Source organism: Maritalea myrionectae DSM 19524 (assembly GCF_000423365.1).
Taxonomy (GTDB): Bacteria; Pseudomonadota; Alphaproteobacteria; order Rhizobiales; family Devosiaceae; genus Maritalea; species Maritalea myrionectae.
The window spans coordinates 834,660-860,768 of the sequence record NZ_AUHV01000003.1; the positions used below are offsets into that span (position 1 = coordinate 834,660).

Consider the following 26,109-nt stretch of genomic DNA (forward strand, 5'->3'; position numbering starts at 1 on the left):
AAATAAGACAAAAAAACGCCGGGTCCGCAAATTGCGAAGCCCGGCGCCCGCCTCCAGCAGAGGATTCTTAAATGGTGCTTATGGCAGCAACACGGTCACCGCACGGCGGTTCTGTGACCAACATGAAATATCGTCACAAACTGCCACAGGACGCTCTTTACCAAAGCTCTTGGTGGTGATGCGTGTGGAACTCACACCACGGCTAACCAAATAGTTGACAGCAGCACTGCCCCGACGTGCACCCAACGCGATGTTGTATTCGCGGGTGCCACGCTCATCGGCATGGCCTTCAACCAAAACTCTGTATTGTGAATATTTCTGCAACCAAACGGCTTGCTTGTCCAAAGTCGCACGGGCTTCGGCAGTCAATACTGAGCTGTCGGTCTCAAAGAACACACGGTCACCAACAGCAACCAAAAATTCTTGCGGTGTGCCGGGCTGAGCCTGACCTGGCCCCAAATTGCCAACACCTGCGTCTGGTGTACGCGCACAAGCAGCAACAAATGCCACCAACGCCACCATTGTAATGCCTTTCAAAAGGCGCATCATATTATTTGCCATGGACATGGTCCTTAATAGCTCCAGAAAAGGTCGAAATTGATTGACCCGGTTATACCCTTATTTATCTTAATTTGGGGTTTGTTAACGCGGTTAATGCGGTCTTAATCCGGCTATTTTAAGGCGAAAAACGCCCAATTCCGTTGCCTAAATGCAACCCGCAATCAATTCGTGTAATAAATAAATGATCGCATAGATAAGCTGCCCATATCAAACTGGTCATTAAAGAACGCCAATTGATCCTTTTCATCCACCAAGCCAGCGCAATAAAAGGTGGGTGCAAAATGCTCCACGCTCGGATGCGCTTGTGGCAGCAGGCTACCATATTGCTCCGGATCCGCCATCTCGCCAAAATTGCGATCAATGAGATATTGCGAAACCTTTTGGTCAAACTCCTGCGCCCAATCAAACGCCTCAACGTCGCGCGAGATTGCCCGCAAATTATGCACCAAATTGCCGCTGCCCAAGATCAGTACCCCGCGATCACGAAGCGCTTTAAGGTCGCGCCCTAAAGCAAGTTGCCCGGCAAAATCCAAATCCCGATTGATCGAGATTTGAAACACGGGAATATCCGCTTCCGGATAAAGATGCCGCAACACCGCCCAGGCACCATGATCCAACCCCCACTCCTCAGTGGGGATCGCCGCATGGTTTTTGAGCATGAGCGCCACATCATGCGCCAGTTCTGGCGCACCAGCGGCAGGATATTGCACATCAAACAAATCCTGCGGAAAGCCATAAAAATCATGAATGGTTTTGGGCATTGCCCCCACATGCACCAGCGTGGAATGACGTGTTTCCCAATGGGCCGATATGCACAATATGGCTTGTGGCCGTGCCAGCTTTTGCCCCAGTTGCTGCCAGCTTTGCGCAAACGCATTATCCGTGATGGCATAAAGCGGATTGCCATGCCCCAAAAACACAACGGGCGCCCGCTCTGCCGGCGCCAATTGGTCAAGCATTTGATCAAATCGCAAAGAATTTAGCATGTTCGCCTTCCTGACCCACAGCCAAAGTGCTGTGTCTGTTCGAGCTAAGCACCTTAGCGCAACCGGTCAAGAAGGCACAATTTTGTGCCTTAACCCAATAGCGGCGACCAGGTTGGGTCCGACGCATAAGTTGGTGTCTCAATCCGCCGCTCGTTCCGGCCCCACACATCAATCGTGTAAAGCTGCGGTCCGCTGTCGCCACCCGGGTCTTTGAAATACATCAATACCCGACCGTTCGGTGCCCAGGTTGGCCCTTCCATCAAGTAACTTGACGAAAGAACGCGCTCACCCGAACCATCAGGCCGCATGGTGCCAATATGGAATTGACCATCCTTTTGCTTGGTGAAGGCGATCAAGTCACCCTTGGGCGACCAGACGGGCGTTGAATAACGGCCATCACCAAAACTAATACGCTGTGCACCGCCACCATTTGCGCTCATCACATAAATCTGTTGTGAGCCACCGCGGTCACTTTCAAAGGCAATGCGTTGACCATCTGGAGAAAAGCTGGGGCTGGTATTGATCGACGCACCAGATGTCAGTTGCATCGGCTTGCGCTGCTGCAAATTCATCAGATACAGATTTGTGTCGGCCCCCGTGGTGACGCTGAATGCCAAGTGGCTGCCATCGGGCGAAAACCGCGGCGACAAAGTCATCTTGCCAAAATCTGCCACGCGCTGCTGCTGACCTGTCGACAAATCCAACAAATAAATCTGCGGCACGTCACCGGAAAAATTCATATAGGAGAGCATGTTGCCCGTGGGCGAATAGCGCGGCGTCAACACGATTGAGCCGCCATCCGTCAGATAACGGTTATTCGCCCCATCCTGATCCATAATCGCCAGGCGCTTAACCCGGTTGGCCTTGGGGCCGCTTTCTGCCACATAGACCACGCGGGTATCGAAATACCCATCCTCACCAGTCAATGTTTTGTAGACCGCATCCGACAAGATATGCGCCACCCGACGCTTATTGTTTTCGTCGGCGGCAAAGGAACGGCCAAAGCCTTCTTCACCCGCGACCACATCCCACAAGCGCACATCCGCACGGATTTGCCCGCCCGTGCGCTGTACAGAACCCATCACCAACGCATCAGCGCCCAATTGCCGCCAGGCCCCAAACTCAGGTGTTTGGTTCACATCACCCATTTTCAACGGCATCTGCTCGGTTGGATAAGGCGCAAAAAGGCCAGAACCGCGTAAATTATCGATCACGATTTGCGTCAGTTCACTGCCCAATTGTGGATCGGCAGAGCTGAAAGTCGGCACCCCAATCGGCATCGGTTCAAAGTCACCGCCTGTGACCACAATTTTCACCAATGCTGCTGCAGGTTGCGCAAATAGGCTGGCCCCCATGCTGGCAGCACCCAGTTTCAAGGCATTTCGACGCGAGAATGTTATCATTTCCATCTCCTATTCCGCCCCTTTAACGCATAACTCGGACCGGCTTTGCATATAATCTATCTCAGATCCCGTGGATCAAATGTGACATCAACCTGACGCCACTCTTCATATTTTTCAGCCGCCAATTGATAAGGCCCGCACCGACGCACCGCACGTTGCGCCGCGGACGCGGTGGCCTGGCCAACCTGACCGGATATTGAAATATCCATCACTTGCGGCGTGCCAGCAACCGAACCATCACGATTCAAATCAACCAAAAGCCGCACGGTCAAGCCATCCTCATCCAAGGCAGAAATCGGCGGGTTCCAGCATTTGCGCATTTGCGCAGCCAAGGCCGCCCGCTCTGATTGGGTCAACCGAGCCGCTGTACCACTGGTTTTGCCAGCCGTTTTCTGTCCGCCCTGTCCGGTGGTGCCACCACGGCTTTCTTCTTTGTTGATGATATCGGAAATCTTGTCCGCTTCTTCGCTTTGCTTTTCCTGTTGTGCCCGTTCCGCTGCAGCTTGCTTTTGGCGCTCCGCCTCCTGCGCGGCAAAGACTTGCCGCGCTTTTTCAACCGCACTGGTGGCCGCTGGCGGCGATGGCGGCACAGGCGTTGGCTCCGGCGCAGGTTCTTCGGTCACCACAGGTTGCTCGGTCGGCTCTTCAACAGGTTCTGGTGTCGGCTCCTCAACTGGGGCTGGCGCACTTGGCTCCACCTGTTCCGGCTGTGGCTCAGGCTCAACCGGCTCCGGTGTAGGTTCGGGCGCGGGGGGCGTTGGCGGCGTCGGTTCAGGCGCAGAATTATCTGTGGGCGCTGGGCTTGGGTCCGGCGTGTCTTTCGGCGTCACCTGATCTTCTTGCGTGTTGCCCGTTGGCTCCGCCAGCTCAGCAGGTGTATCCGTATCCACTGCAGACGGCGTCTCCGTCTCGATCACATTGCTGTCGAGCGAGCCTTGCCGAATATTGGAAAATTCTTCAATCGGCACCAACTCAATCGGGATCGCCTCAATCTCTTGCGGATCAAACGCATCAGCCTGGCCAAAGGACATCAGCCCAACAGCAATCAAGGCGGCGTGTGAAACCGCAGATATGGTGATCCCCAGGCGCATATTTACTGAACCTGTTCCTGCTCGGTAATAAGCCCGATTTTGCTATAGCCGGCGCCGGACAATTGTCCCATCACCTGCATAACGGTGCCATAGTCGGCCACATTGTCACCGCGCACATAGATGCGCTCTTCAGTGCCATTGACGGCCACTTCGTCGAGCTTGGTCAACAGCGTTGCACGATCGACCAACTCTTCCAGCACATAAATCTGACCATCAGCGGTCACCGTCACGGTAACGGGCTTGCTTTCAGTGTTGAGGCTTTTCGCCTCGCTCTGCGGCAAATCGATCGGCACACCAACGGTGAGCAATGGTGCCGCCACCATAAACACAATCAGCAACACCAACATCACATCCACAAGGGGCGTGACGTTAATCTCACTCATTGGTTGTGAACGGCCGCGGCGTCTGCCGCGCCGCGCACCACCTGCGCCGCGTGAAACACCCATACCCATTATTGTTGCTCCCGGCTTTCCAACTGGCGGGTCAGGATCGATGAAAACTCATCCGCGAACCCTTCCAAACGACCAATCAATTTATTGGCGTCGGATGAAAGCTTGTTGTAGGCAATCACCGCTGGGATCGCAGCCAACAGGCCAATGGCCGTGGCGAACAACGCCTCAGCGATGCCCGGCGCCACAACCGCCAAATTGGTGCTTTTAGAGGCAGCAATAGATTGAAACGAGTTCATGATGCCCCAAACCGTGCCGAACAGGCCCACAAATGGCGCGGCAGACCCGACCGTGGCCAAAAAGCCCAAGCGCGATTCCAGCACGTCACTTTCACGGCCGATGGTAATATCCAACACCTTATCCAAGCGCTGTTGCACCCCGATATAAGAAGAAGCGCCCTGCTCATGGCTGCGCTTCCATTCCTTCATCGCGGCCACAAAAACCGCACCCATGCCGCGCGGGTCTTCGTCCGATAGACGTTGGTAAAGATCTTCAAGTGATTGCCCAGACCAGAAATTCTTTTCGAATTTGTTCATGGCCCGTTGCGCCCGGCCATACATCACGCTTTTTTCAATGATGATGGCCCACGTCCAGATCGAGGCCGCGAGCAGCCCAAGCATAACCGCCTTCACCACCCAATCCGCAGCCCAGAACAATGCAAAAAGCGACAGATCGGCCGAGCCGTGCGCGGCGAGTTCTGCTTCCATGATTTTCCCCTAATCCTTCACATACTAAGCGGTAAGCCTGACACAACTCACCCGTTGCTTTTGGCATGACGGGCAAATTTGTCAAATTTAAGAAGTCACAACCCAACATTGCTCGATTGTCACTTCAGCTTAATGCTTTACGCCGTCCATGGTTCATTTATGGTTAATAAAACCTTGCTGAACGGGGAATGAATGTGGTTTAGCCGCAAATTTTGCGCATAAGACTTTCCAAGAGGCCGCGTTTGAACCGCAACGACCAAAAATAGGCGAATATGATCGCGATAGTGCAAAACACCCCCGAAGCGATCCAGACATGTTCGACAGGTTGGTTTTCGAGCATCCCCAACGCTTCCAACATCCCCATGCCCAGCGCTATATGCGCAATATAAAGGGTCAGGGTTTGCTGCCCAGCGGGCTGTACATACCGCAGGAGTTTCATCCGCAAAAGGACCGGTGCAACCAGCAAACATGTCCCAATCAAAAAGGCAGCGCCGCTGGCCCCCGCCAGCATATAAAGCGGCGTTGGCGGAATGGGCGCTGTACCAAACAACAGCGCAAGTTCGGGAACGGGTGCAGCCTGTTGCAGCGCAGTCGCCAACATCTCAACGGTCAGATAGAAGACGAGCCCGCCGACCGCCAGCCCCCATTGTAATTTAATTGAACCCAGCGCCCGACGGCTGAGCCAGATGCCGAAAGCCAAAAAGCTGAGCCAAGGCAAAGCAGGATGCCAACCATTAAAGAGGAGATTGCGGACAAAACCTTCGATGGTCCAAAAATCCAGATAGCTATTGGTGCCCCAATCCCAACCTGCATCATAATTGAAAAACAACAGCCCGATCATAAAGGCGAGATTGATGCCCACAATGGCAAGCCACAGCCCCCGATTGTTCAGCGTCAACAACCACGCGGCAAACAGGAAATAGATCGCGTAATAGTGAATAATATCAGCCGGCAAAATCAGCATATTGATCAAGCCAATGGCCAACAAAAATCCGGCGCGCTTAAGCAAAAGCAGATTATTCACACCGTTTTCGAATGCCAAACCAAGCCCGACGCCTGCCAAAACGACAAAGCTGGCGGCAGCGCGCCCTTCCAACCCATAAATCAGCTTATGGGCAAGGCTTTCGCCTAGCTCGGGCCAGCCCATCACCAAGTTGAAATTGACCACCACCATACCGATAAAGGCGATGAGTCGCGCCAAATCCAAACCATCAAGCCGCGTGCCGGAAGCCTTCACATTAACCACAATCAAATCCTTTTCAATGAACGTTCGTTCATTCATTTGGCGATTGATTTGAATTTTGCAAGAGGCTAAGAAAAATGATGGATAAAAAAGAGCTGACCAAAAGAGAACAGGCCAAACGCGCCAAGCGACAACTGATCCTTGAGAGCGCAATGGATTGCTTTGTTGAACAAGGGATCGCGCAAACCGGCATTCGCGACATCGCCGACCACGCCGAGATCAGCTTGGGCAATCTTTATAATCATTTTCGGCGTAAAGACGAACTGATCGCCGAGATCGCCCAGATTGAAGCGCAGGCCTTAGCGCCGCTGATCAGCGAACTGCAAACTGCTCTCCCCACATCCGCCGATCTGAAGCCATTTATCGACGCCTATTTACGCCAAATATCATCGCCCGCCCATGCAATCCTGTCTGTTGAAATATTGGCCGCAGCCATCCGTCAGCCAAAACTGGCCGAACCCTTCGAGGCCAACCGAAAGGCCATGACCAAGGCACTGGTTCAGAACACCCAGGCGACGACGGCGGATTTGGAAATGCTGCTGGACGCCACAGAGGCGCTCGGCATGCGCTGCGGTTTGGAACAGCGCAAACCGAGACGGGCTGAGAAATCAGCCCTGTATAGATTGGCGGAAACGCTAACCTAGCCGCCGAACCGCGCGCGCAAACGTTCGGGCAGGCGCGTGGGACGGCCATTGGCTTTCATGGTCACGGCCACCACTTTTGCCCGCGTGATCACGTCCTCCCCCCGGCGCAAAATCTGTTCCAGAATAAAGCGACTGCCCTTCATTTCCAGCACGGACGTTGTGGCCTCCAGAATATCATCAATATGCGCAGCGCGATCATAATCGATCTGCATGGAGCGGACCGCAAAAGCGATCCCCTCCTGTTCAAACAATTGTTGGTGGTGCACATCATGGGCCCGCAAAAACTCAGTGCGGGCACGCTCAAAAAACTTCAGATAGGCCGCATGATAGACATTGCCGGAAAAGTCGGTGTCTTCATAGTAAACCCGGACGGGAAACACATGTGACCCATCCGCCTGCAGCGCACCGCCAAATTGCATTATTCAACCACCTTTGCACACGAGCTATCGCCCACCCCTTCACAGGGACGGAACGTCAATATTTCGGTTTCACTATCATCTTCGAACACGGCTTGCACCGTGATGGTTTTTGCCGTGCCCGGCTCCAGCGTCAGGGCAATATCGTCAATGCCACCGTCACTGGGGATCATAAACGGCGAATCCGGAATACAGGCTGGCATGTCGAATGTCTGGTCCAGACTGTCTGCATTGATCGAATATCGGATTTCCTTCAACCGACAGCGCGACGTGAGCATATTCGTGAAATAAATAAACTGCCGCCCATCATATTCACGAAACGCCACCCACCCTGATTTGTTCGCGTCCAGCATCATCTTGAACATGGACACCTCCGGCACGCCAGCTTTGTCTTGCGCTAAACCACCCGTCGGCAGCGCCAACCCAGCCATCATCACCAAAGCCAAAAATTTCTTCATAAGCCCTCTCCCAATTTCAGCCATCAAACACAATGTGCAGCGGCAACGGCGGCAGGTCAATAAAATGGCTATGCAAAGCGCGCGGTTGCAGATCAATATTGGCCAGCACCGTGGGAGAAAGTTCTATCCAGCGATAGCGATAATGCCGTCCCTCTTCCTCCAGATGATGACAATCTTCCCCCGTAACAAACCGCACTTGCGGCGGACAGTCGGCGACATAATAGAAGGCCAATTCGTGATAGTGCTCACCCGCCAGATCAAAAAAACTTTCGGCGATGATATGCGGGGCGTCCACCTCAATCGTTGCATCCAGCTCTTCGCGAAATTCGCGCTTTAGCCCTTCAATCGAAGTTTCGCCGCGCTTAGGCCGTCCGCCGGGCAAAAACCAGAAATCGATGCCGTCAAAAGTGGTGCAAAGAAGGTGATTATGCTGCCGGATAATCGCTGCGCTGCGCACATTAAAATGCGCGGTGGAGGTGCTGAAGCTCAGATCAACCGACATGGATCAATAATCCGGGTCGACAACACATTCATGCACAAAACCTTGCGGCAATTCCGCCACCCGCGTGCGCATGGAAAAGGGGTGCAGATTGATTTCAGCCAAGGCATCCGGCGCGGTATGCACCCACTCAAAACTAAGGACTTTGCCATCATCTTCGCCGGTGATGCACACCCCCGGCTGAAAGGGCACGTGCAGGGGTTTGGCCACTTCATAATAAAAGGCAAACTCGTGAAACCGTTTGCCATAACGCCAAAAGAAATTCTCGAGCATATAGCGCAATTGCGGCGTTTCGATCTGGGCGTTCAGTTCTTCATCCATTTCACGATGGATCGCGTCTAAAGAGCTTTCCCCGCGCTGCACTCGCCCGCCGGGCAGGCAGACAAAATCATCATCATCTTCACGCACCACCAACAAATGGTCTTCGTGCCGAATAATCCCGGCGCAGCGAACATTGACCCGCTCATTGCCCTCATCAAACGTCAAATTGCTCATCAATTATTTCCTAAAACAAATCAGCCCAGCTCAATCAGATTTATTTCAGGCGGCACCCCAAAGCGCAACGGCAAAACCGAATAGCCCAAGCCGCCCGAGACAATCAAATGCCGGTCATCTTCCACCACATGCCCATAAGCATATTGATTGCCATAGCGCGAGGGCACTGCTGGGGAACGATCCCGCACCCGCACTTGCCCGCCATGCGTATGCCCGCTCAAAGTCACCGACACACGGCTTGGGACTTTCGGGAAAATATCCGGTTCGTGCGCCATCAGCACGATCGGTTCATCATTGGTCACTTGCGCCAAAGTGCCGTCCAGATCATCCAATCCAACCACGCCACGGCGAGGAATGCGCCGATTGGACAGCAAGGCCAATTGGCTCTCTAAACCGGCCAGCCAAAATCCATGGCCATCTTTTTCAAACCGAACCGCCTCGTTGCTGTAAACTTTAATGCCCACCTCTTCGAGCGCGTTGCCCGCCATGGTGGGGCCGCCACGGCGCGCTTGCGCCTGCAAATCTTCCCACCAATCATGATTGCCCAACACAGCATGAACACCCAACGGGGCCTTCAATTGCGCCAAGGATTCGGCCCAATGATTGTGCGGCAAGCTTTTGAACATCAAATGCATGCCCGACAGATAATCACCCAACAGCAGTACAATATCGGGCTTCAAGGCATTGGCGCGCGCAACAATTTTGTCAATCCGCGGCACGTTCATCCACGCGGTGCACGCGTGAATATCCGCCAGCACCACAATGCGGAGCCGAAAGCCCTTCGGCCAGTCTTTTGGCGTGAGTTGATCATGCTGTACGTGCAAACGAACCATAAAGGCCTTCCAATCGCGTGTCCGGGTGGCCCCATCATCGCAAACAATCAGGCACCAATAGGGCGAGCTTAGTCCTCGCCCTTCTCTTCTTCAAACAAGCTGGCTTGAACGCCGATAAAGCCTTGCGGCACACCCATATTCAAATGCTGGAACGCATGGGCCGTCAGCATACGTCCGCGCGGGGTGCGTTGGATAAATCCCTGCTGAATAAGATAAGGCTCCACGATTTCTTCCACCGCATCGCGTGGTTCCGACAATGCGGCCGCAATGGTTTCAATGCCCACAGGGCCGCCGCCATAATTGGTGGCGATGGTGCCCAGATAGCGCCGATCGAGCTGGTCCAATCCCCGTGCATCCACGTCCAACCGCCCCAGCGCCTTGTCAGCCACGGGCGCGTTGATCTCCGCCACATCATCTACTTGCGCAAAATCAGCCACACGCCGCAGCAAGCGACCAGCGATCCGAGGCGTGCCGCGTGAACGACGGGCAATTTCCATCGCCCCATCTTCGCTCATCCCGACGCCCAAAAGCCGTGCCCCACGGCGCACAATTTTCACCAGTTCTTCCGGCGTATAAAATTGCAACCGAACCGGAATGCCAAAACGGTCACGCAAGGGCGTGGTCAACAGGCCCGCTCGCGTTGTTGCGGCCACCAGCGTGAACTTGGCCAAATCAATCCGCACCGAACGCGCCGCCGGCCCTTCGCCAATGATCAGGTCGAGCTGAAAATCTTCCATGGCGGGATAAAGCACTTCTTCCACTTGCGGGTTGAGGCGATGAATCTCGTCAATAAACAACACATCGCGCTCTTCCAAATTGGTGAGCAGCGCCGCCAGATCCCCAGCTTTCGAAATCACCGGGCCGGAGGTGGCGCGAAAGCCAACGCCCAATTCCTTCGCCACAATCTGCGCCAATGTGGTTTTGCCCAAGCCCGGCGGGCCGACAAACAACACATGGTCCAGCGCCGTGCCGCGCTTTTTGGCGGCATCGATAAAGACCTGCAAATTCTCGCGCGCCTTTTCCTGCCCCACAAAGTCGTTGAACAAGGAGGGTCGAAGGCTGACGTCTAGCTCGTCCGGCTTTGGATTTTCAATATTTCGAACTTCACTATCCGACATAAAAAAGGATCACCATTTTCAAAACGCGCATTTTGCCCGCAATTTTCAGTCCCGTTTGGCCGTTGGGCTGGCCAACATCCAAATCACCTGCGCCCAAACAAACGACACCGCTGTGCCCGCTATAACGCTTAGCACCAGACTAAACAAGATTTGCACCACACCAACCGAACTAACACTTTGGCTGAGCAACACCATTAAGATAGCGACAACCGCCAACCCATAAAGGCCGCCCGCGATCACCGCGCGACGCATAAACGTGCTGCGCATCAAGGCCCGCCCTTTGCCGACTGCGCGCGCGTAGCTACCCAAAGCCACTAGACTAAACGGCAGAGCAGCCACGCCCAAGACCAGCGCAAATCCAAGCCCCCGTGCCAACTGCACCCAATAGCCCGACACGGTGGGATTGGAGAGCGCGCGCCCAATATCGGAAAAGCCAAACAGAATGACCAATAATAACGCACTGCCCAATGGCCCTGCCACAGCGCTGATCCACAAAAACCGCACCGCTTTGTCCTGCGGTGACTTCTCTTTCGGTTCTTCCTTGCGCTTTGGCGGCGGTTGGAATTTTACCACATTGCTCAAGAGCTCAACTCCTTCTGGCCCATCCGGATCAGTTTTTCGGTGTCCACCACGTGGCCCTCTTTCGCCACAATACTATCAGTCATATCTAGTTGATCCATTTCGCCAGTCGACCCAATGCTAAGAAGATATGACTGGCAACAAAACTCAAAATCGCCCCCAAAATTGTGCCGATCACAACCGACACAACCATTTCCCCTCTGATAGAGGCAATATCTGGCTTGGACGAAAACAGTTCAAAACCAAAATTGATCATCACCGAAAAGAGGAACCCGAAGATGGTGCCAGCCATCGTGGCATTTTGCACGAAAAACGGGCCGGGAAACGTTTCAAATGCCGGAAGGTTTTTGAGCAGTCGCCACAAAAAGAAGCCACTCACAGGCAGCGCACATGCGCCCAAGGCCAATGAAATAAGGGCGGGCTGAAAAAAAGCGACGGAAAAATAGAACCAGTTTGGCTCACGCAACAACTGGCTCATGGCACTCCCATTAAACAACATCATCAACAAAAATGCTGAAAAGGATGGTCCCGCGAGCATACTCACCCAGGCAAAAGCGTGTGGGTGCTTACCCAAATTGCCAGCATCTTGTTGCGCATAATCTGCCATTTAGGAGCTCAACTCCTTAAGCCCCATCCGGATTAGCTTTTCGGTTTCCACATCGTCGCCCTCTTTCGCCACAATGCGGGCAACGGCGGCGCTGGCTTGTGCTTGCGCATAGCCCAAATTGGTGAGCGCTGAAACGGCGTCAGCGATATTGCCTGTGGCCACGCCTTCGCCCAGCGCTTCTTGCAACCCGTGCACGCCCGCATCAATGGCACCGCCAACAGGGGCCTTGCCTTTTAGCTCGGAAACAATCCGCTGCGCCACTTTGGGGCCAACCCCAGGGGCGCGGCCCACCATGGCCTTGTCCTGCAAGGCGATTGAGGATGACAATTCGGAGGCGGACAGGGTGGACAAGATGGCCAAGGCCACCTTTGCGCCAACGCCCTGCACGGTCATCAACAATAGGAACCATTGCTTCTCACTCTCCGAGATAAAGCCGAACAGCTTGAGCTGATCTTCGCGCACATAGGTTTCGATGAACAGGGCCACCGCTTCGCCCTTGGCAGGCATGGCCGTCAGTGTGCGGCCCGAACAGTGAGCCTCATAGCAAACGCCATTCACATCGATCAGCGCCTTGTCATCCGCAACGCTTTCCACCAAGCCTTTAAGCTTCCCGATCATAGACTTGCCTCTCTCCGATTAAGCGCTGGGCGATGATGCGCATGCGCCACCGCAATCGCCAACGCATCCGCCGCGTCGGCATTGTTAAACTTGGCCGTGGGCATCAACACTTTAATCATCATTTGGATTTGTTTTTTATCCGCATGGCCAGCGCCAACAACAGATTTTTTGACCGCGTTCGCCGCATATTCGCCCACGCGCAAACCACATGAGGCGGGCGCCAGCAAGCAAACGCCCCGCGCCTGCCCCAACAATAGCGCCGAGCGCGGCCCCGCATTCACAAAGGTCTCTTCAACCGCCGCTTCATCCGGATGATATTCTTCAATCAATTTTTTGATTTCATCATGAAGGCAAAGGAGCCGTTTGCTGAGTTCTTCATCAGTTGGTGGCTTAATGCAGCCGGAAGCGACAAATTTGAGCCGATTGCCCTCAGTGTCGATCACGCCCCAACCGGTGTTGCGCAGGCCCGGGTCCAACCCCAAAATTCGAATAGAATGTGCGCTCACCGCCGCCCCATTTCATGAATCAAAAACGGCGCACACCCAATGTGCACGCCGCTTTAGTTTGAACATGTTCTTGTTCTGTACGCAAGTCAGTTCAATACAATTGCGCTGACTTGTGCAAGTTTTAGTTGTTCGAATGATCCATAGATGGCGCGCCCAAAGGTGCTGCCGCGAACATCACATCAACCGTGCCAACGTTCACAAACTCCAAGCTGATGCGCACCATATCGCCCTCAGCGATGGTTTTGTTCAAGCCCATCATCATGATGTGAAACCCACCCGGCTTCAGCTCAACAGTCTCACCTGCAGGCAGAGCGAGGCCATCTTCAAGTTGCTGCATTTTCATGACGCCGTCCTTCATGCTCATTTCATGAATTTCGACTTTGGCGGCGACCTCGGATGATGCAGCGATCAAGCGATCCGCTTCACCACCTGTGTTGGTGACCATCAAAAACGCCCCACCCGCTTTTGCACCGTTAGGTGTTGCGCGTGTCCAGGCATTCTCAATTTTGATGTCGCCCGCCATCACCATTTGCGCATGTTCAGCAAAGCTGGGGAAAGCGAAACTGGCAACAAGTGTCAGGGCGGCGATGATGGTGGCGATAGGTTTCAAGATATTTATCATTTTAGTCCTCATAGATTTGATTTGAATTGTTGGGTCGGATTCAAATCAAAATGGGCGGCGCCCTTTGCGCTTGCGGCTCGAACAGATCGAGGCGCCCGACTTGAGGTTGAGAATAAAGATTATTGGTATTGCGACCTTGAGGAATCGCAAACTGAAGCACAGGAGCCGCAGATAGATCTGCAAGCGCAAATCCGGCCACTTGCGCCATCACGCAAAGGCCGCCATCCCCTTGTGCACCCGCAGGCACAGAGTCATCCTGAACTTCAATCAGGCCATGGGTAGTGCAAAGAATTAGGCCATCTTGACCATTGAGCGAAGAAAGCGCCGCCGCATAGCTGGGCAGCATGGCTTGCAACAGCAAAAAAATAGCCAAGGCAACGCTGCGCTCTTTACGATCAAAGCGCGGCAGCAACTGCTTGGCTATTTCAAATATGCGACGAAACATCGTTCGTCCTTTGTGATGTGTCAGCTATTCCTCTGACAATTTTGCCATGTCTTCGTCAGACATGTCATAATTGACATAGACGTTCTGAACATCATCATCATCTTCTAGCGCATCCATCAACTTAAATAATGTCGCACCCTTTTCCGCGTCGACTGGCGTCAGATTTTGCGGCTTCCAAATCGGGTTCACTGACTTGGGCTCGCCCAAGCTGGCTTCCAGCGCGGTGGACACATCATTAAGGTCTTCAAAAACGCAATAGATGATGTGACCATCTTCGCTCGATTCCACATCATCCGCACCCGCTTCAATCGCCGCTTCCATCACCTTGTCGGCGTCGCCGATTTCGGCGTCATAGGTGATTTCGCCCATGCGATCGAACATGAAGCCAACTGAGCCGGTTTCGCCCAAAGCGCCGCCATTTTTGGAAAAGATCGCGCGCACATTGGCAGCAGAACGGTTGCGGTTGTCGGTGAGGGCTTCCACAATGATCGCTACGCCACCCGGGCCATAGCCTTCATAGCGGATTTCATCATAAGTTTCCGCATCGCCGCCGGTCGCTTTTTTAATCGCCCGTTCAATATTGTCTTTCGGCATCGATTGCGACTTGGCATTGTTCACGGCCAAGCGCAAACGCGGGTTCATGTCTGGATCAGGCATGCCGCTTTTGGCCGCGACAGTGATCTCTTTCGACAATTTGGAAAACTGCTTCGAGCGCGCCTTATCCTGACGGCCCTTGCGGTGCATAATGTTTTTAAACTTGGAATGGCCAGCCATGGTCTTACGGACATCCTTCTAATCTTTTGATGATTTTGCGATCCTTATATGGCGTGACGCGGGGAAAATAAAGCCTTTCGGCTCAAATTTCGCGTTGCCGCCGCCAATCCCAAATAATCAGCGCCACAACAACAAGTTGCAATGGCCATAAAAGCGTGGCGGCCAAATCATTTTCCAAGCTGGGAAACACATAATGGCTGAAATTATACATGGTGTGCAAAATCAGCATCGCCCAAATCGAACCGCCTGTGCGCTTATAGAGCCAGGTGAAGAAAAACGAGATCAATGTGGTGGACAGCACCAGCCCCCAAATTGGGCGCTCATAATAAAAACTTTGCGCGGGCATAAAAAACAGCGGCAAATGCCATAGCCCCCAGATGAGGCCGATCAATATGCTCGCCGCTTCCGGGCCAGTGCGATCCAAAAGTTTCGGCAACAAAATGCCGCGCCACCCAAACTCTTCTTGCAGCGGCCCGCCCAACAGCAGGATAAAGATAAAAGCGATAAGCAAAAATTGAGGGGCGTCCCACGCCTCGCCCAGCGGTATATTTTCGCCCAACAGCACCGCCGCCCATAAGGCACCGCCAATCAAAACCGGAAAAACCAGCAGCATAAAACCGTAATATTTCGCGGCAAATTTCACCTTACCCCCGCGGGCCAGCAGCTGTTTTACACCCGAACCGCCCGAAAACACCAACGCCGTGACCATGGCCGCAACAAAGGGCCCCCACGCGGCCCATTGGTGTGCCGTTTCAAAGAATGGACCAAGACCAAAAGGCAGGGATTTGGTTTCAAGATAAACCACATAGGGCCACCACAGCCCCCAACTCCATGCCCATGTCAGGCCCAGAAAAAGTGCTAGTTGCCGCATGTGTTTGTGCCTCCGTGCACATCAATAGGCTCACTATAGGCAATAGAACCAAAAAGGCCAGCACCCGCCCTGCGGCAAATGCTGACCCATAGATCAGAGCGGCACAACAAAGCCCACTAATCGTCGGTGCGATCCGCTTTCAGCTTATCAATACCCAGCGCTTTCAACGCCCAGTTTTCATAAAATCGTTCGGATTCACCGGACTTGATTTTGCCCATGAAATATTTCTCAAACCCGACTTTGGCCATATGCACCCACTTGCCTTGCGAGGCCCAATTGACATTGCGCGGCGGTATTTGGGGTTGCGCCACAAACGCCACGCCGCTATCGCCAAAATCGGCCAAACAAAATGCGTTCCAAGTTGCCTTGTGGGTGGGTTCTTCGCCTTTCAAAATCTGTCCGAGATTATGGGCCGTTGCGGTCACCATAGATTCAATCATAAAGCCGGTTTTAGGCACGCCCACGGGCACCGGCGTGGGGCCAATTGGCGGGATGGCGATACACACACCGATTGAAAAGATATTCTTATATTTCGGGTTGCGCTGATGCTCATCCACAATCACGAACCCTCTGGGGTTGGTGAGGCCCTCAATATTCATAAAGGGCTTAATGCCCCGAAACGCGGGCAACATCATTGAATATTTAAAGGGCACGTCGGTTTCACCTCGGCTTTCCCCGTCGTCGCCAAAGGTTTCAACGTGCATCACCCCATCTTCAACAGATTTGATCTTGCTCGATGTCATCCATTTGATGTGCTTGTCGCGCATTTCAGCTTCCAACAAGCCCTTTGTGTTGCCCACACCATCCAGCCCCAAATGCCCCACATAGGGCTCGGAAGTGACATAGGTGATCGGCACCTGATCGCGAATTTTGCGCCGCCGCAACTCAGTCTCTAAGATGAACATAAACTCATAAGCCGGACCAAAGCACGACGCGCCTTGCACCGCGCCGACCACGATTGGCCCGGGATCTTTGCAAAACTCTTCAAACGCTTTGCCTGCATCAACCGCATGTTCAACATGGCAAACCGATTGGGTAAAACCTTCTGGTCCCAACCCTTCGATCTCGTCAAAAGCCAGTTCTGGTCCCGTCGCGATCACCAGATAATCATAGTCGATGACCTGCCCATCAGACAGCTTGAGCCGGTTTTCCTCTGGCTGCAATTCTTCAACGGGGACGGTAATAAAATCGATATTCTTCTTCGCCAAAATCGGCGCCAAATCGATCTCGATATCATTCCGTTTGCGCCAATTGACGGCCACCCATGGGTTGGAGGGGACAAAATGATATTTGGGGTCTTTTGTCACCACCGTGATCTTATGATCAGTGCCCACCTGGTCTTTTAATTCATAGGCCATTATCGAGCCGCCTAAGCCGGCGCCCATCACAACAATATGTGCCATCTCTCTCTTCTCCTGGCATCAAAATATTTATATAAGTATTTGCTTATATTGTTTGTGATGTCAATTGGTTTACACATTAAATAAGGGCGCCTTCCGAGGAAGACGCCCCAAAATTGGAGTGATGCGCGATGGTTACGCTATTTTTTAACCAGCCCCGCGTCTAGCAATTGCTGGAACATCTTTTCCAGCGCCGGTTCAACCGGCTGATAGCTCAAGCCCAATTTCTCTTTTGATTTAGAATTGTCTGCCGCCCAGGGGTGATTGATGTTCTTCGCCACCATTTCGCGCGTCAGCGCCTTGTTGGCCATCGGCCCAATCAACCACACCATCCATTTCGGCAAATAGCCTTTCGGAAACGGATATTTGTCGCCAAACTTTTTGCGCAGCACTTCGCCGATAAACAGGAAATCATGCGTTTCTTTCGAGACAATATGACGTCCCTCGGCATTTTCGATAAAGCCGGCCAGCAAATGTGCCTCAGCCACATCGCGCACATCCACCATGCCAATTTCCATTTTCGGCACCCCCATCTTGAAGGTGCCATCGCCTGCCTGCTTCATGAAGTTAAACGATTCTGAGGTTTGGGTTTTGGCGGTACCTGGACCAACAATCAAAGACGGGTTGATGGTGACCAACTTCCAACGGTCTTGCGCCGCAGCCATTTCCCACGCGGCTTTTTCCGCTTCAACTTTGGAAAAAGAATAGGACTGGTGATCAAGGCGAGAGGTCGTGTTCCAATCATCTTCGGTCAATGTCTGGCCAGGGGATTGCGCCACATCCACCGCATCACCATAAATTGCCGCGCACGAACTCGTCACCACAACGCGTTTGACGCTGTCAGTGCGATTGGCTGCGCCAAGCACATTGCGGGTGCCTCTCACCGCCGGGTCCACCAAATCTTTTTGCGGATCGGTCACCTCTGAGGTGAAGGGCGACGCCGTATGCATCACCACGTCACATCCCTGAATGGCCTCATCAAAGCTGCCTTCATCCAGCAAATCTGCTTTGAAATATTTGATATCACCGGGCAAACTGGCCGCCATATCATCAAGATGCGCAATCTTTTGCTTGTTGCTTGGGTCGCGAACCGCTGCATGAACAGTTTTCCCCTCCTCCAACAAACGTTTCACAATCCATCCGGCCAAATAGCCCGTTGCACCCGTTACCAAAACAGGTGCCGTGGATGAATAATCTGGTGTGGGTTGGGACATTTTCATTCTCCAATTTAGCTTTCGGTTGCCACTGGTCAAAATATGTAATCAGGTGTATACATAATTCATCCGCGCAATAAGTCAACACCTGATTACATAACAATGACCTCATCTCAAAAACCAGTCCGCAAACGCAACGCCGAAAAAACCCAGCAAGCAATCCTCGCCGCTGCTCAGCAGACCTTTTTTGAAAAAGGCTATGATGGGGCTGGTACGCGCCAAATCGCTGATCGGGCCAATGTGAATGTGGCTTTGATCAATCGTTATTTCGGATCAAAAGAGGGTTTGTTCCAACAAGCCATCCTGCCCGAACTCAATATCGACTTTATGCTGGAAGGCGACATGACCGACTTCGGTCAACGGGTGGCGGAGATGTTTGCGGCCAAGACGGGCGAAAAAGATTTCGATCCGGTCATCGCGCTTTTGCGCGCCTCAACCAGCAAGGAAGCCATTCCCATGCTGCGCCAAACGGTGGAAGAACAGATCATAAAACCTTTGGCCGCAAGGCTCGAAGGCGATTCAACGCATGAACGCGCCAGCCTGATCATCACCCAGCTTACAGGCTATGATCTACTGAACCGCATAGTAAATGTGCAAACCACCAGCTCAAACGGTGCCGACGATATGACCCGGCTTTTGGCAAAGACAATTCAGGATTTGGTGGATGTGGTCTAATCAAACTCAGGCAGTGCCTGCCCAATAGAACCGCCAACCCGCAAGGGTTGGATTGAGGTGCAGAGCCCGGTGCGGTTATCGGTTTCGATGACGACACCGCAAACGCTGGGGTCGACATCAGCCGGGGTAAACCGTTCGCGGGTCATGCCGGTGACAAACCGGTTCACCGGCTCTTCCGCATCCATGCCGATCACACTGTCATAATCGCCGCACATGCCCGCATCACTCATCAACCCGGTGCCGCCTTTCAGCACCCGATGATCAGCCGTTGGAATGTGCGTATGCGTGCCCACAACAAGGCTGGCCCGACCATCTAAAAACTGGCCCATGGCCTGCATTTCAGACGTCGCTTCGGCGTGGAAGTCGACGATCACCGCGTCGGCCACATCGCCCAATGGGCAATCTGCAATGGCCTTTTCAACCGCATAAAACGGATCATCAATCGGGTTCATAAATACACGGCCAAGGGCATTGACCACCAACACGCGCTGACCATTTTGCGCCTCATAAAGCATGGCACCGCGGCCCGGCGCGGCGTCGCTCATATTAATCGGGCGCAACAAGCGGTTGTCGCGTGCGATCACCCCAAGCGTTTCGCGTTGATCAAAGGCGTGATCGCCCAGCGTCACCATATCGGCACCCGCTTCCAACAAACATTCAAAATGCTTTTCGGTCAGCCCCCGTCCGTGAGAGGCGTTCTCGCCATTGATGATCACAAAATCAAACTGATAGCGGCGCTTTAGATCCGGCAGATGGTCTGTCACTGCCCGTCGGCCAGATCGGCCCATCACATCGCCCAAAAACAATATCCGCATATATGCGCCCTATTCGGCAGCGCTAAAGCGCCGTACTCCGTTTTCCGTAACCACCATATCCAAGGGCACATCATGCGTGTCACGCGGCAGATGGTCAAATTCCTGCACGCCAAAGGCGTAGCCCACCAATAAGGGCTTTTGCGGCCAGGAGGCAAGGCTGCGATCATAATATCCGCCGCCATAGCCAAGCCGCGTGCCTTCTTTGTCAAACCCCAAAAGCGGCGTCACCACAATGTCGGGGATAACTTTTTGTGCCGTTTCCGGCGGCGCGAGCGTGTTAAAGCCATTGGGCACCAAAGGATCAGTCGGCGACCAAAGCCGCATTTCCAGTGGCAAACCGCGCCCCATCACCACAGGCAAACACACTTTGTGCCCGTCATCCATAAAATGGCTGAGCAATGGCGTGCAATCCAGCTCATCGCGGATGGCCCAATAAATGGAAATGGTTTGCTCAAATGGCACAGGCACGGCAGCGATAAAGGTCTCAGCAGCGGCGCGCGCAGCCTCTTTTCGAAATGAGCTCGACAGCCCGCCACGCTTTTCATGCGCTTCGGTGCGCAAGGCGGCCTTGCGGGCATCAATCGCCTCTTTTTCGTCGACAGTTTGTTCGCTCAATCTTGTCGCCCCATTAATTAAGTGCCGCCCTGGCCGTCGGAAAACTTGACCCTGGAACCTACAAAAGTAGGTGGGCGCCGTATGAAAAAGCCCACGAGCCTAATCAGTGACAGCTCCCTTAAGGATCGGTAAGGCCCCGTGGATGCTAGTTTCCGGCACGAACCGGGCAGCGGGTTAGATATAGTGAAGACAAGGGCAAAACGAAACCCCAAATCATCACTTTCGATAAATTTGGATTAAGCGTCTTTTTCAGCGTCGAGTTCTAGCTGTTTCGCAAGGGTTTCCACGCGCTCGGCAATCATCATCACCTGATTGGCAAAGTTCTCTTCCAATTGATCACGATCAGCAATCAGATTGTTCGATTTTGCTGAAAGCTGTTCCAATGCGCTCTTCGCATTTTTCAACTCATCTTCCAGCGCCTTCATGTCATCCATAACGGTGATTGCGGCCATCACTGTCAGCCGCACATCACCCACTTCGCCAAATTCCGATTTTAGCCCTTCTACGTAGGTTGAGAACCGATCCGCCAAACCACGCACATGGCCTTCTTGACCATCTTCACACGCCATGCGGTATTTGCGTCCATCAATTTCAACCTGAATCTCAGCCATAAATCTTAGTCCCGCTACGCCTCATCTTCCCCATTCAGGGCAACTTGAACTTTTTCCATCGCCCGCATAATGCGCGCCGACACGTCTTTGGCAGATTCCTCCACCGTCCGCGCATAGGCCCGGGTTTCGTCCAGTTCGCTGGCCAACCGCGATCGATCTGTTGCCAGATTTTGCACCTGATGCTCGATATTGCTGGCATCACGCACTTTGGTTCTCGCATGGTGTGCCAAGCGCTCCAGCCGATCCAACGCTGTATCTAGCCGCCGATTGGCGTCTTCAATTGAATATTTTTGCTCGCCCATAATCGTCCAACACTCAAGAATAGGTATGGCTACCTACGCCGAACTTTATTTTGATTCTCATCGATGTATAGCTAAAAGCTCACCTAAAAGACCATATTCGACTAGCTTTGTACAATAAGTTTGGCGAAATTGGGGGAATTGACTCCAAAGGAGTACCTGCTATGAGTGCGCCAATAAATATCTTGCTTTAGCAAACGATCAACTCGGGGCAGCATTTAAATGACTGATCTAGCCAAAACAAGCGCAATGGCCAATGCAATTCGCGCACTCTCTATGGACGCGGTTCAAAAAGCCAATATCGGGCATCCAGGCATGCCCATGGGCGCAGCCGACATTGCGACGGTCTTGTTTACCAAAATCATGAAATTCGACCCCAAAGCGCCAAACTGGCCCGATCGGGATCGTTTTGTGCTTTCAGCCGGTCACGGCTCCATGTTGCTTTATTCTGCCCTGCACCTGCTCGGCTATGAAGATATGACCATGGAGGAAATCAAGAATTTCCGCCAACTCGGCTCTAAAACCGCTGGTCACCCTGAATATGGCCACGCTACGGGCATCGAAACAACAACAGGCCCACTTGGCCAAGGCATCTCCAATGCTGTTGGCATGGCCATGGCGGAAGCCAAAATGGCAGCCGACTTTGGCGACGATCTGGTTGATCACTATACTTACGCCATCGCTGGCGATGGGTGCCTGATGGAAGGCATCAGCCAGGAAGCCATCACTTTGGCAGGTCACCTCAAGCTGAATAAGCTGATCGTAATTTGGGACGACAATGACATCACCATCGACGGTAAAGTGTCTTTGTCTGACTCCACCGATCAACATGCGCGCTTCCGTGCCGCCGGTTGGCACACCATCGCAGTAGACGGCCATGATGAGGACGCGGTTGAAAAGGCTATTCTTGAAGCCCAGAAATCTGACAAGCCCACCATGATCGCCGCAAAAACCGTGATCGGCTTTGGCGCACCAACAAAAGCAGGCACATCCGCTGCCCACGGCGCGCCCTTGGGTGACGAAGAAATCGCTGGCGCCCGCGCCGCCCTTGGCTGGGATCACCCACCATTTGAAATTCCTGAAGAAGTGTTGGACGCATGGCGCTTGGCTGGCTGTCGCTCCACAAAACACCGCACCGCTTGGGAAGAACGTTTAGCTGAAAAAGATGCTGACACACGTGGCGAATTTGAACGTCGCTTGAGCGGCGAACTGCCATCAAACTTTGCGTCTGTTGTTAAAGACTTCAAGCACAAGCTGGCCGACGAGAAGCCAAAGATCGCTACCCGCGTGGCCTCCAACAAGGCGCTCGACGTGATCAATGGCATTATGCCGGAAATGTTTGGCGGCTCAGCTGATTTGACCGGGTCCAACAACACCAAGTCGGGCGAGCAAGGCATTTTCACTGCTGAAGACCGCTCTGGCAATTATGTTTATTACGGCATTCGTGAGCACGGCATGGCCGCAGCCATGAACGGCATTGCGCTGCATGGCGGCCTGATTCCTTACGGCGGCACCTTTATGGTGTTCACCGACTATTGTCGCCCATCCATCCGTTTGGCGGCCTTGATGGGCATTCGCTCCATCTTTGTGATGACCCACGATTCAATCGGCTTGGGTGAAGATGGCCCAACCCACCAGCCTGTAGAGCATTTGACTGCCCTGCGCGCCATTCCAAACCTTTCTGTGTTCCGCCCGGCGGACGCAACCGAAACACTGGAATGCTGGGAATTGTCGCTTAAGCAAAAAGACAAGCCATCCATTCTGTCCCTGACCCGTCAGGGCGTGCCCGCAGTGCGCACCGAATTTAATTCGGAAAACCGCTGTGCCAAAGGGGCCTATGTGCTCAAGGGCAATGAAGATGCTGATGTGGTGCTGTTTGCCTCCGGTTCAGAAGTGTCCGTGGCTATGGATGCTGCCAAAGAGCTTGAAAATCAAAAGGTCAGCGTGCGCGTTGTGTCTGTGCCATCCATGGAATTGTTTGAACAGCAATCCAACGATTATAAGGCGCAAATCTTTGGCAACGCCAAAGCGCGCGTCGCCGTTGAAGCAGGCATTGAGATGAGCTGGCAGAAATTCTTGGGCCCAACAGGTAAATTTGTTGGCATGGATTCTTTCGGTGCAAGTGCGCCGGGCAACCAACTGTTTGAACACTTTGGTATTACGGCCAAAGTCGTGGTTGATGCCGCACTTTCCCAACTCTAATTTACGCAAAAATTTTCCTTCCCTCGCATTTGGAGAACAAAAATGGCAGTACGGGTAGCAATTAACGGTTTTGGTCGCATCGGCCGCAATGTGTTGCGTGCGATCATCGAATCTGGACGCACCGACATCGAAGTCGTCGCGATCAACGATCTGGGACCAGTGGAAACCAACGCCCACTTGATCCGCTATGACAGTGTGCACGGCAAATTCCCAGGTGAAGTTAAAGTTGACGGCGACACCATCGACGTTGGCCGCGGCCCGATGAAAGTTTATGCCATCCGTGATCCAAAAGAATTGCCTTGGGGCGAATTGGACATTGATGTGGCCATGGAATGTACCGGCATCTTCACCGCCCGTGACAAAGCTGCGATGCACCTGGAAGCCGGCGCAAAGCGCGTGTTGATTTCTGCACCAGGCGCCAATGCCGACATCACTGCTGTTTATGGCGTGAACCATGACCAGATCACAGCTGAGCATAAAGTGATCTCAAACGCATCATGCACCACCAACTGCTTGGCCCCATTGGCCAAAGTGTTGCACGAAAAAGTGGGCATCGAAAAAGGCATGATGACCACGATCCACTCTTACACAGGTGACCAGCCAACTTTGGACACCATGCATAAAGATTTGTATCGTGCCCGCGCCGCTGCCATGTCCATGATCCCAACATCTACGGGCGCGGCGAAAGCTGTTGGCCTTGTGTTGCCTGAACTGAATGGCAAGTTGGACGGCATGTCAGTTCGTGTACCAACACCAAACGTATCTGTTGTGGATTTGAAGTTCATCTCTTCACGCGACACCACAGCTGAGGAAGTAAACGAGATCGTTAAAGCCGCTGCTGAAGGCGAGCTTAAAGGCGTGTTGGATTTTGATCCTGAATCAAAAGTTTCAATCGACTTCAACCATGATCCACATTCCTCAAACTTTGCGTCACAACAAACCAAAGTGATGGATGGCAATCTGGTTTCCGTAATGAGCTGGTACGACAATGAATGGGGCTTCTCCAACCGCATGTCCGACATGGCGGTGGTTGTTGCCAAAACCATCTAAGCATCAATTGCATTTCTAAATGTTGAAGGGGCCTTTTGAGGCCCCTTCTTTTTAGCTATGATCGCAATCAACTGATTTGGCCCTTTTTCCAATGGGAAACAAAATGACCGACTTTAAAAAACTCGAAGATTTCGACTTCAACGGCAAGAATGTTTTGGTGCGCGTGGATCTGAATGTGCCCGTTGCAAATGGAATGGTGACCGACTCCACACGGATTGAACGGCTCGCCCCAACCATGTCCTACATCATCGAACATGGCGGCAAGCCAATTCTGCTTTCCCATTTTGGCCGTCCAAAAGGCCAGGTGAATAAGGACATGTCATTGGCCGTTGTCGTGTCCGGCATCAAACAAGCGTTTGGCCAGCCTGTTGAGTTTGTCGACACGGATTGGACGGACGTGAGCGCCGCAAAAGATCAAATCGCCAAAGGCGCTGCGGGCACCATTTTCGTGATGGAAAACACCCGTTTCCATCCTGGTGAAGAAGCCAATGATTTGGCATTGGCCAAGCGCATGGCCAGCCTGGGCGATATCTATTTGAACGACGCCTTCTCCTCTGCCCACCGGGCCCATGCCTCCACCGAAGCCCTCGCCCGCGAACTGCCCTCTGGCGCAGGTCGCGCGATGGAAGCCGAATTGTCGGCCCTGCAAGCTGGTCTCGGCAATCCAAAAACACCTGTGGTCGCCATTGTGGGCGGCGCGAAAGTCTCCACCAAACTCGATCTGCTGGAAAATCTTTTGAAAAAGGTTGAAGGCTTGGTGATTGGCGGCGGCATGGCCAACACATTCCTGCATGCAGAAGGCGTAGATGTCGGCAAATCCTTGTGCGAAAAGGATTTGGCAGAAACCGCCCGACGCATTTACGACAAATCGGCCGATGAAAATTGCGCCATTATTCTGCCTGTTGATGGCGTTGTGGCCTGGCACTTTGAAGCCAACGCCCCCCACCGCACCTATGGCCTTGAAGCCATGGACAAAGAAGGCATGATTTTGGACGCCGGCGAAAAATCAATCGAGCGCATCAAAGGCGCAATTGACGAAGCCAAAACTGTGATCTGGAACGGACCGCTGGGTGCGTTTGAGCTGGACCCGTTTGGCCACGCCACCATTGAAGTGGCCCGCTATGTGGCAGAACGCACCAAGCAAGGCAAGCTGGTTTCTGTTGCAGGCGGTGGCGACACGGTGGCCGCCCTCGCCAAAGCTGGTGTGGTGAACGATTTCACCTATGTATCAACTGCAGGCGGCGCCTTCCTCGAATGGATGGAGGGCAAGCCCCTCCCCGGCGTCGAAGCGCTGAAAGCATAA

32 protein-coding genes and 1 other RNA gene are annotated in these 26,109 nt (G+C 53.2%); 5 read left to right on the forward strand and 28 right to left on the reverse strand.

Annotated elements, in window-relative coordinates; genetic code table 11:
• Positions 1–78 precede the first annotated feature (78 nt).
• The 7 genes from pal to G549_RS0110230 form a co-directional block, all read right to left on the reverse strand.
• Complete coding sequence (pal, locus tag G549_RS0110200) at positions 79–567, reverse strand: peptidoglycan-associated lipoprotein Pal (protein WP_051213609.1); 489 nt, start codon at positions 565–567, stop codon at positions 79–81.
• A gap of 155 nt (positions 568–722) precedes the next feature.
• The gene (ygiD, locus tag G549_RS0110205) at positions 723–1,547 is read right to left on the reverse strand and encodes a 4,5-DOPA-extradiol-dioxygenase (protein ID WP_027834951.1); all 825 of its coding nucleotides are present in this window, start codon (positions 1,545–1,547) and stop codon (positions 723–725) included.
• An 89-nt stretch (positions 1,548–1,636) separates the two neighbouring features.
• On the reverse strand, positions 1,637–2,950 hold the full coding sequence (gene tolB, locus G549_RS0110210; RefSeq protein ID WP_245985801.1) for a Tol-Pal system beta propeller repeat protein TolB: 1,314 nt from the start codon (positions 2,948–2,950) through the stop codon (positions 1,637–1,639).
• A gap of 56 nt (positions 2,951–3,006) precedes the next feature.
• Positions 3,007–4,041, reverse strand: coding sequence for a cell envelope integrity TolA family protein (locus G549_RS21830; RefSeq protein ID WP_027834953.1), 1,035 nt, complete (start codon positions 4,039–4,041; stop codon positions 3,007–3,009).
• A gap of 2 nt (positions 4,042–4,043) precedes the next feature.
• On the reverse strand, positions 4,044–4,493 hold the full coding sequence (tolR, locus tag G549_RS0110220) for a protein TolR (protein WP_036221866.1): 450 nt from the start codon (positions 4,491–4,493) through the stop codon (positions 4,044–4,046).
• Positions 4,493–5,197, reverse strand: a complete 705-nt coding sequence (gene tolQ, locus G549_RS0110225) for a protein TolQ (RefSeq protein ID WP_027834955.1) — start codon at positions 5,195–5,197, stop codon at positions 4,493–4,495. The genes tolR and tolQ overlap by 1 nt, the downstream gene beginning before the upstream one ends.
• A gap of 199 nt (positions 5,198–5,396) precedes the next feature.
• Positions 5,397–6,479: a DUF418 domain-containing protein gene (locus G549_RS0110230; RefSeq protein WP_156905533.1), complete on the reverse strand. Its 1,083-nt coding sequence runs from the start codon at positions 6,477–6,479 to the stop codon at positions 5,397–5,399.
• A gap of 38 nt (positions 6,480–6,517) precedes the next feature.
• On the opposite strand from G549_RS0110230, the gene G549_RS19850 reads away from it, so the two are divergent.
• Positions 6,518–7,084 (forward strand): TetR/AcrR family transcriptional regulator, encoded by a 567-nt coding sequence (locus G549_RS19850; protein WP_051213610.1) that lies wholly within the window; start codon positions 6,518–6,520, stop codon positions 7,082–7,084.
• Here the strand turns inward: G549_RS19850 and ybgC are convergent.
• The 16 genes from ybgC to G549_RS0110320 all read right to left on the reverse strand — a co-directional run bounded on the left by ybgC (position 7,081) and on the right by G549_RS0110320 (position 18,539).
• On the reverse strand, positions 7,081–7,503 hold the full coding sequence (ybgC, locus tag G549_RS0110240; protein ID WP_027834957.1) for a tol-pal system-associated acyl-CoA thioesterase: 423 nt from the start codon (positions 7,501–7,503) through the stop codon (positions 7,081–7,083). The two genes, G549_RS19850 and ybgC, sit on opposite strands and share 4 nt — an antisense overlap.
• A complete protein-coding gene (locus G549_RS21365) occupies positions 7,503–7,958 on the reverse strand; it encodes a hypothetical protein (protein WP_051213611.1) in 456 nt (151 codons plus the stop codon). Before G549_RS21365 ends, ybgC begins: the two co-directional genes overlap by 1 nt.
• Before the next feature lie 16 nt (positions 7,959–7,974).
• On the reverse strand, positions 7,975–8,460 hold the full coding sequence (locus G549_RS21370) for an NUDIX hydrolase (protein ID WP_051213612.1): 486 nt from the start codon (positions 8,458–8,460) through the stop codon (positions 7,975–7,977).
• Positions 8,461–8,463: 3 nt separating this feature from the next.
• A complete protein-coding gene (locus tag G549_RS21375) occupies positions 8,464–8,952 on the reverse strand; it encodes an NUDIX hydrolase (protein ID WP_051213613.1) in 489 nt (162 codons plus the stop codon).
• Between the two features lie 20 nt (positions 8,953–8,972).
• On the reverse strand, positions 8,973–9,785 hold the full coding sequence (locus G549_RS19870) for a metallophosphoesterase (protein ID WP_036221869.1): 813 nt from the start codon (positions 9,783–9,785) through the stop codon (positions 8,973–8,975).
• A gap of 68 nt (positions 9,786–9,853) precedes the next feature.
• Complete coding sequence (gene ruvB, locus G549_RS0110265) at positions 9,854–10,903, reverse strand: Holliday junction branch migration DNA helicase RuvB (protein ID WP_027834958.1); 1,050 nt, start codon at positions 10,901–10,903, stop codon at positions 9,854–9,856.
• Positions 10,904–10,948: 45 nt separating this feature from the next.
• Entirely contained in the window at positions 10,949–11,485 is a 537-nt protein-coding gene (locus tag G549_RS0110270) for a hypothetical protein (protein ID WP_027834959.1), read from the reverse strand.
• Between the two features lie 85 nt (positions 11,486–11,570).
• Positions 11,571–12,089, reverse strand: coding sequence for a hypothetical protein (locus G549_RS0110280; RefSeq protein ID WP_027834960.1), 519 nt, complete (start codon positions 12,087–12,089; stop codon positions 11,571–11,573).
• Positions 12,090–12,707, reverse strand: coding sequence for a Holliday junction branch migration protein RuvA (ruvA, locus tag G549_RS0110285; protein ID WP_027834961.1), 618 nt, complete (start codon positions 12,705–12,707; stop codon positions 12,090–12,092). It abuts the gene before it with no gap.
• A complete protein-coding gene (ruvC, locus tag G549_RS0110290) occupies positions 12,704–13,213 on the reverse strand; it encodes a crossover junction endodeoxyribonuclease RuvC (RefSeq protein ID WP_027834962.1) in 510 nt (169 codons plus the stop codon). The genes ruvA and ruvC overlap by 4 nt, the downstream gene beginning before the upstream one ends.
• A 121-nt stretch (positions 13,214–13,334) precedes the next feature.
• The gene (locus G549_RS0110295; RefSeq protein ID WP_051213614.1) at positions 13,335–13,835 is read right to left on the reverse strand and encodes a copper chaperone PCu(A)C; all 501 of its coding nucleotides are present in this window, start codon (positions 13,833–13,835) and stop codon (positions 13,335–13,337) included.
• Positions 13,836–13,875: 40 nt separating this feature from the next.
• Entirely contained in the window at positions 13,876–14,280 is a 405-nt protein-coding gene (locus G549_RS0110300) for a DUF2946 family protein (protein ID WP_027834964.1), read from the reverse strand.
• A 24-nt stretch (positions 14,281–14,304) separates the two neighbouring features.
• Positions 14,305–15,054, reverse strand: coding sequence for a YebC/PmpR family DNA-binding transcriptional regulator (locus G549_RS0110305; protein ID WP_027834965.1), 750 nt, complete (start codon positions 15,052–15,054; stop codon positions 14,305–14,307).
• 82 nt (positions 15,055–15,136) lie between these two features.
• Complete coding sequence (locus G549_RS19875) at positions 15,137–15,925, reverse strand: CPBP family intramembrane glutamic endopeptidase (RefSeq protein ID WP_051213615.1); 789 nt, start codon at positions 15,923–15,925, stop codon at positions 15,137–15,139.
• A gap of 116 nt (positions 15,926–16,041) precedes the next feature.
• A complete protein-coding gene (locus G549_RS0110315; RefSeq protein WP_027834966.1) occupies positions 16,042–17,328 on the reverse strand; it encodes an NAD(P)/FAD-dependent oxidoreductase in 1,287 nt (428 codons plus the stop codon).
• Positions 17,329–17,465: 137 nt separating this feature from the next.
• Positions 17,466–18,539 (reverse strand): NAD-dependent epimerase/dehydratase family protein, encoded by a 1,074-nt coding sequence (locus tag G549_RS0110320; RefSeq protein WP_027834967.1) that lies wholly within the window; start codon positions 18,537–18,539, stop codon positions 17,466–17,468.
• A gap of 102 nt (positions 18,540–18,641) precedes the next feature.
• Here G549_RS0110320 and G549_RS21380 point away from each other — a divergent pair, with 102 nt between their 5' ends.
• Complete coding sequence (locus G549_RS21380) at positions 18,642–19,214, forward strand: TetR/AcrR family transcriptional regulator (RefSeq protein ID WP_051213616.1); 573 nt, start codon at positions 18,642–18,644, stop codon at positions 19,212–19,214.
• Here G549_RS21380 and G549_RS0110330 read toward each other — a convergent pair.
• From G549_RS0110330 to G549_RS0110345, 5 genes are all read right to left on the reverse strand, one after another.
• The gene (locus G549_RS0110330; protein WP_027834968.1) at positions 19,211–20,029 is read right to left on the reverse strand and encodes a TIGR00282 family metallophosphoesterase; all 819 of its coding nucleotides are present in this window, start codon (positions 20,027–20,029) and stop codon (positions 19,211–19,213) included. The two genes, G549_RS21380 and G549_RS0110330, sit on opposite strands and share 4 nt — an antisense overlap.
• A 9-nt stretch (positions 20,030–20,038) precedes the next feature.
• Positions 20,039–20,644: a 5-formyltetrahydrofolate cyclo-ligase gene (locus G549_RS0110335; RefSeq protein WP_027834969.1), complete on the reverse strand. Its 606-nt coding sequence runs from the start codon at positions 20,642–20,644 to the stop codon at positions 20,039–20,041.
• 17 nt (positions 20,645–20,661) lie between these two features.
• Positions 20,662–20,820, reverse strand: a non-coding RNA gene (ssrS, locus tag G549_RS21680) — 6S RNA.
• Positions 20,821–20,880: 60 nt separating this feature from the next.
• On the reverse strand, positions 20,881–21,255 hold the full coding sequence (locus G549_RS0110340; RefSeq protein ID WP_027834970.1) for a cell division protein ZapA: 375 nt from the start codon (positions 21,253–21,255) through the stop codon (positions 20,881–20,883).
• 14 nt (positions 21,256–21,269) lie between these two features.
• Entirely contained in the window at positions 21,270–21,557 is a 288-nt protein-coding gene (locus G549_RS0110345; protein WP_036221873.1) for a DUF4164 family protein, read from the reverse strand.
• Between the two features lie 219 nt (positions 21,558–21,776).
• Here G549_RS0110345 and tkt point away from each other — a divergent pair, with 219 nt between their 5' ends.
• The 3 genes from tkt to G549_RS0110360 all read left to right on the forward strand — a co-directional run bounded on the left by tkt (position 21,777) and on the right by G549_RS0110360 (position 26,109).
• Positions 21,777–23,756, forward strand: coding sequence for a transketolase (tkt, locus tag G549_RS0110350; RefSeq protein ID WP_027834972.1), 1,980 nt, complete (start codon positions 21,777–21,779; stop codon positions 23,754–23,756).
• A 42-nt stretch (positions 23,757–23,798) separates the two neighbouring features.
• Complete coding sequence (gene gap / locus G549_RS0110355; protein WP_027834973.1) at positions 23,799–24,806, forward strand: type I glyceraldehyde-3-phosphate dehydrogenase; 1,008 nt, start codon at positions 23,799–23,801, stop codon at positions 24,804–24,806.
• Positions 24,807–24,909: 103 nt separating this feature from the next.
• The gene (locus tag G549_RS0110360) at positions 24,910–26,109 is read left to right on the forward strand and encodes a phosphoglycerate kinase (protein WP_027834974.1); all 1,200 of its coding nucleotides are present in this window, start codon (positions 24,910–24,912) and stop codon (positions 26,107–26,109) included.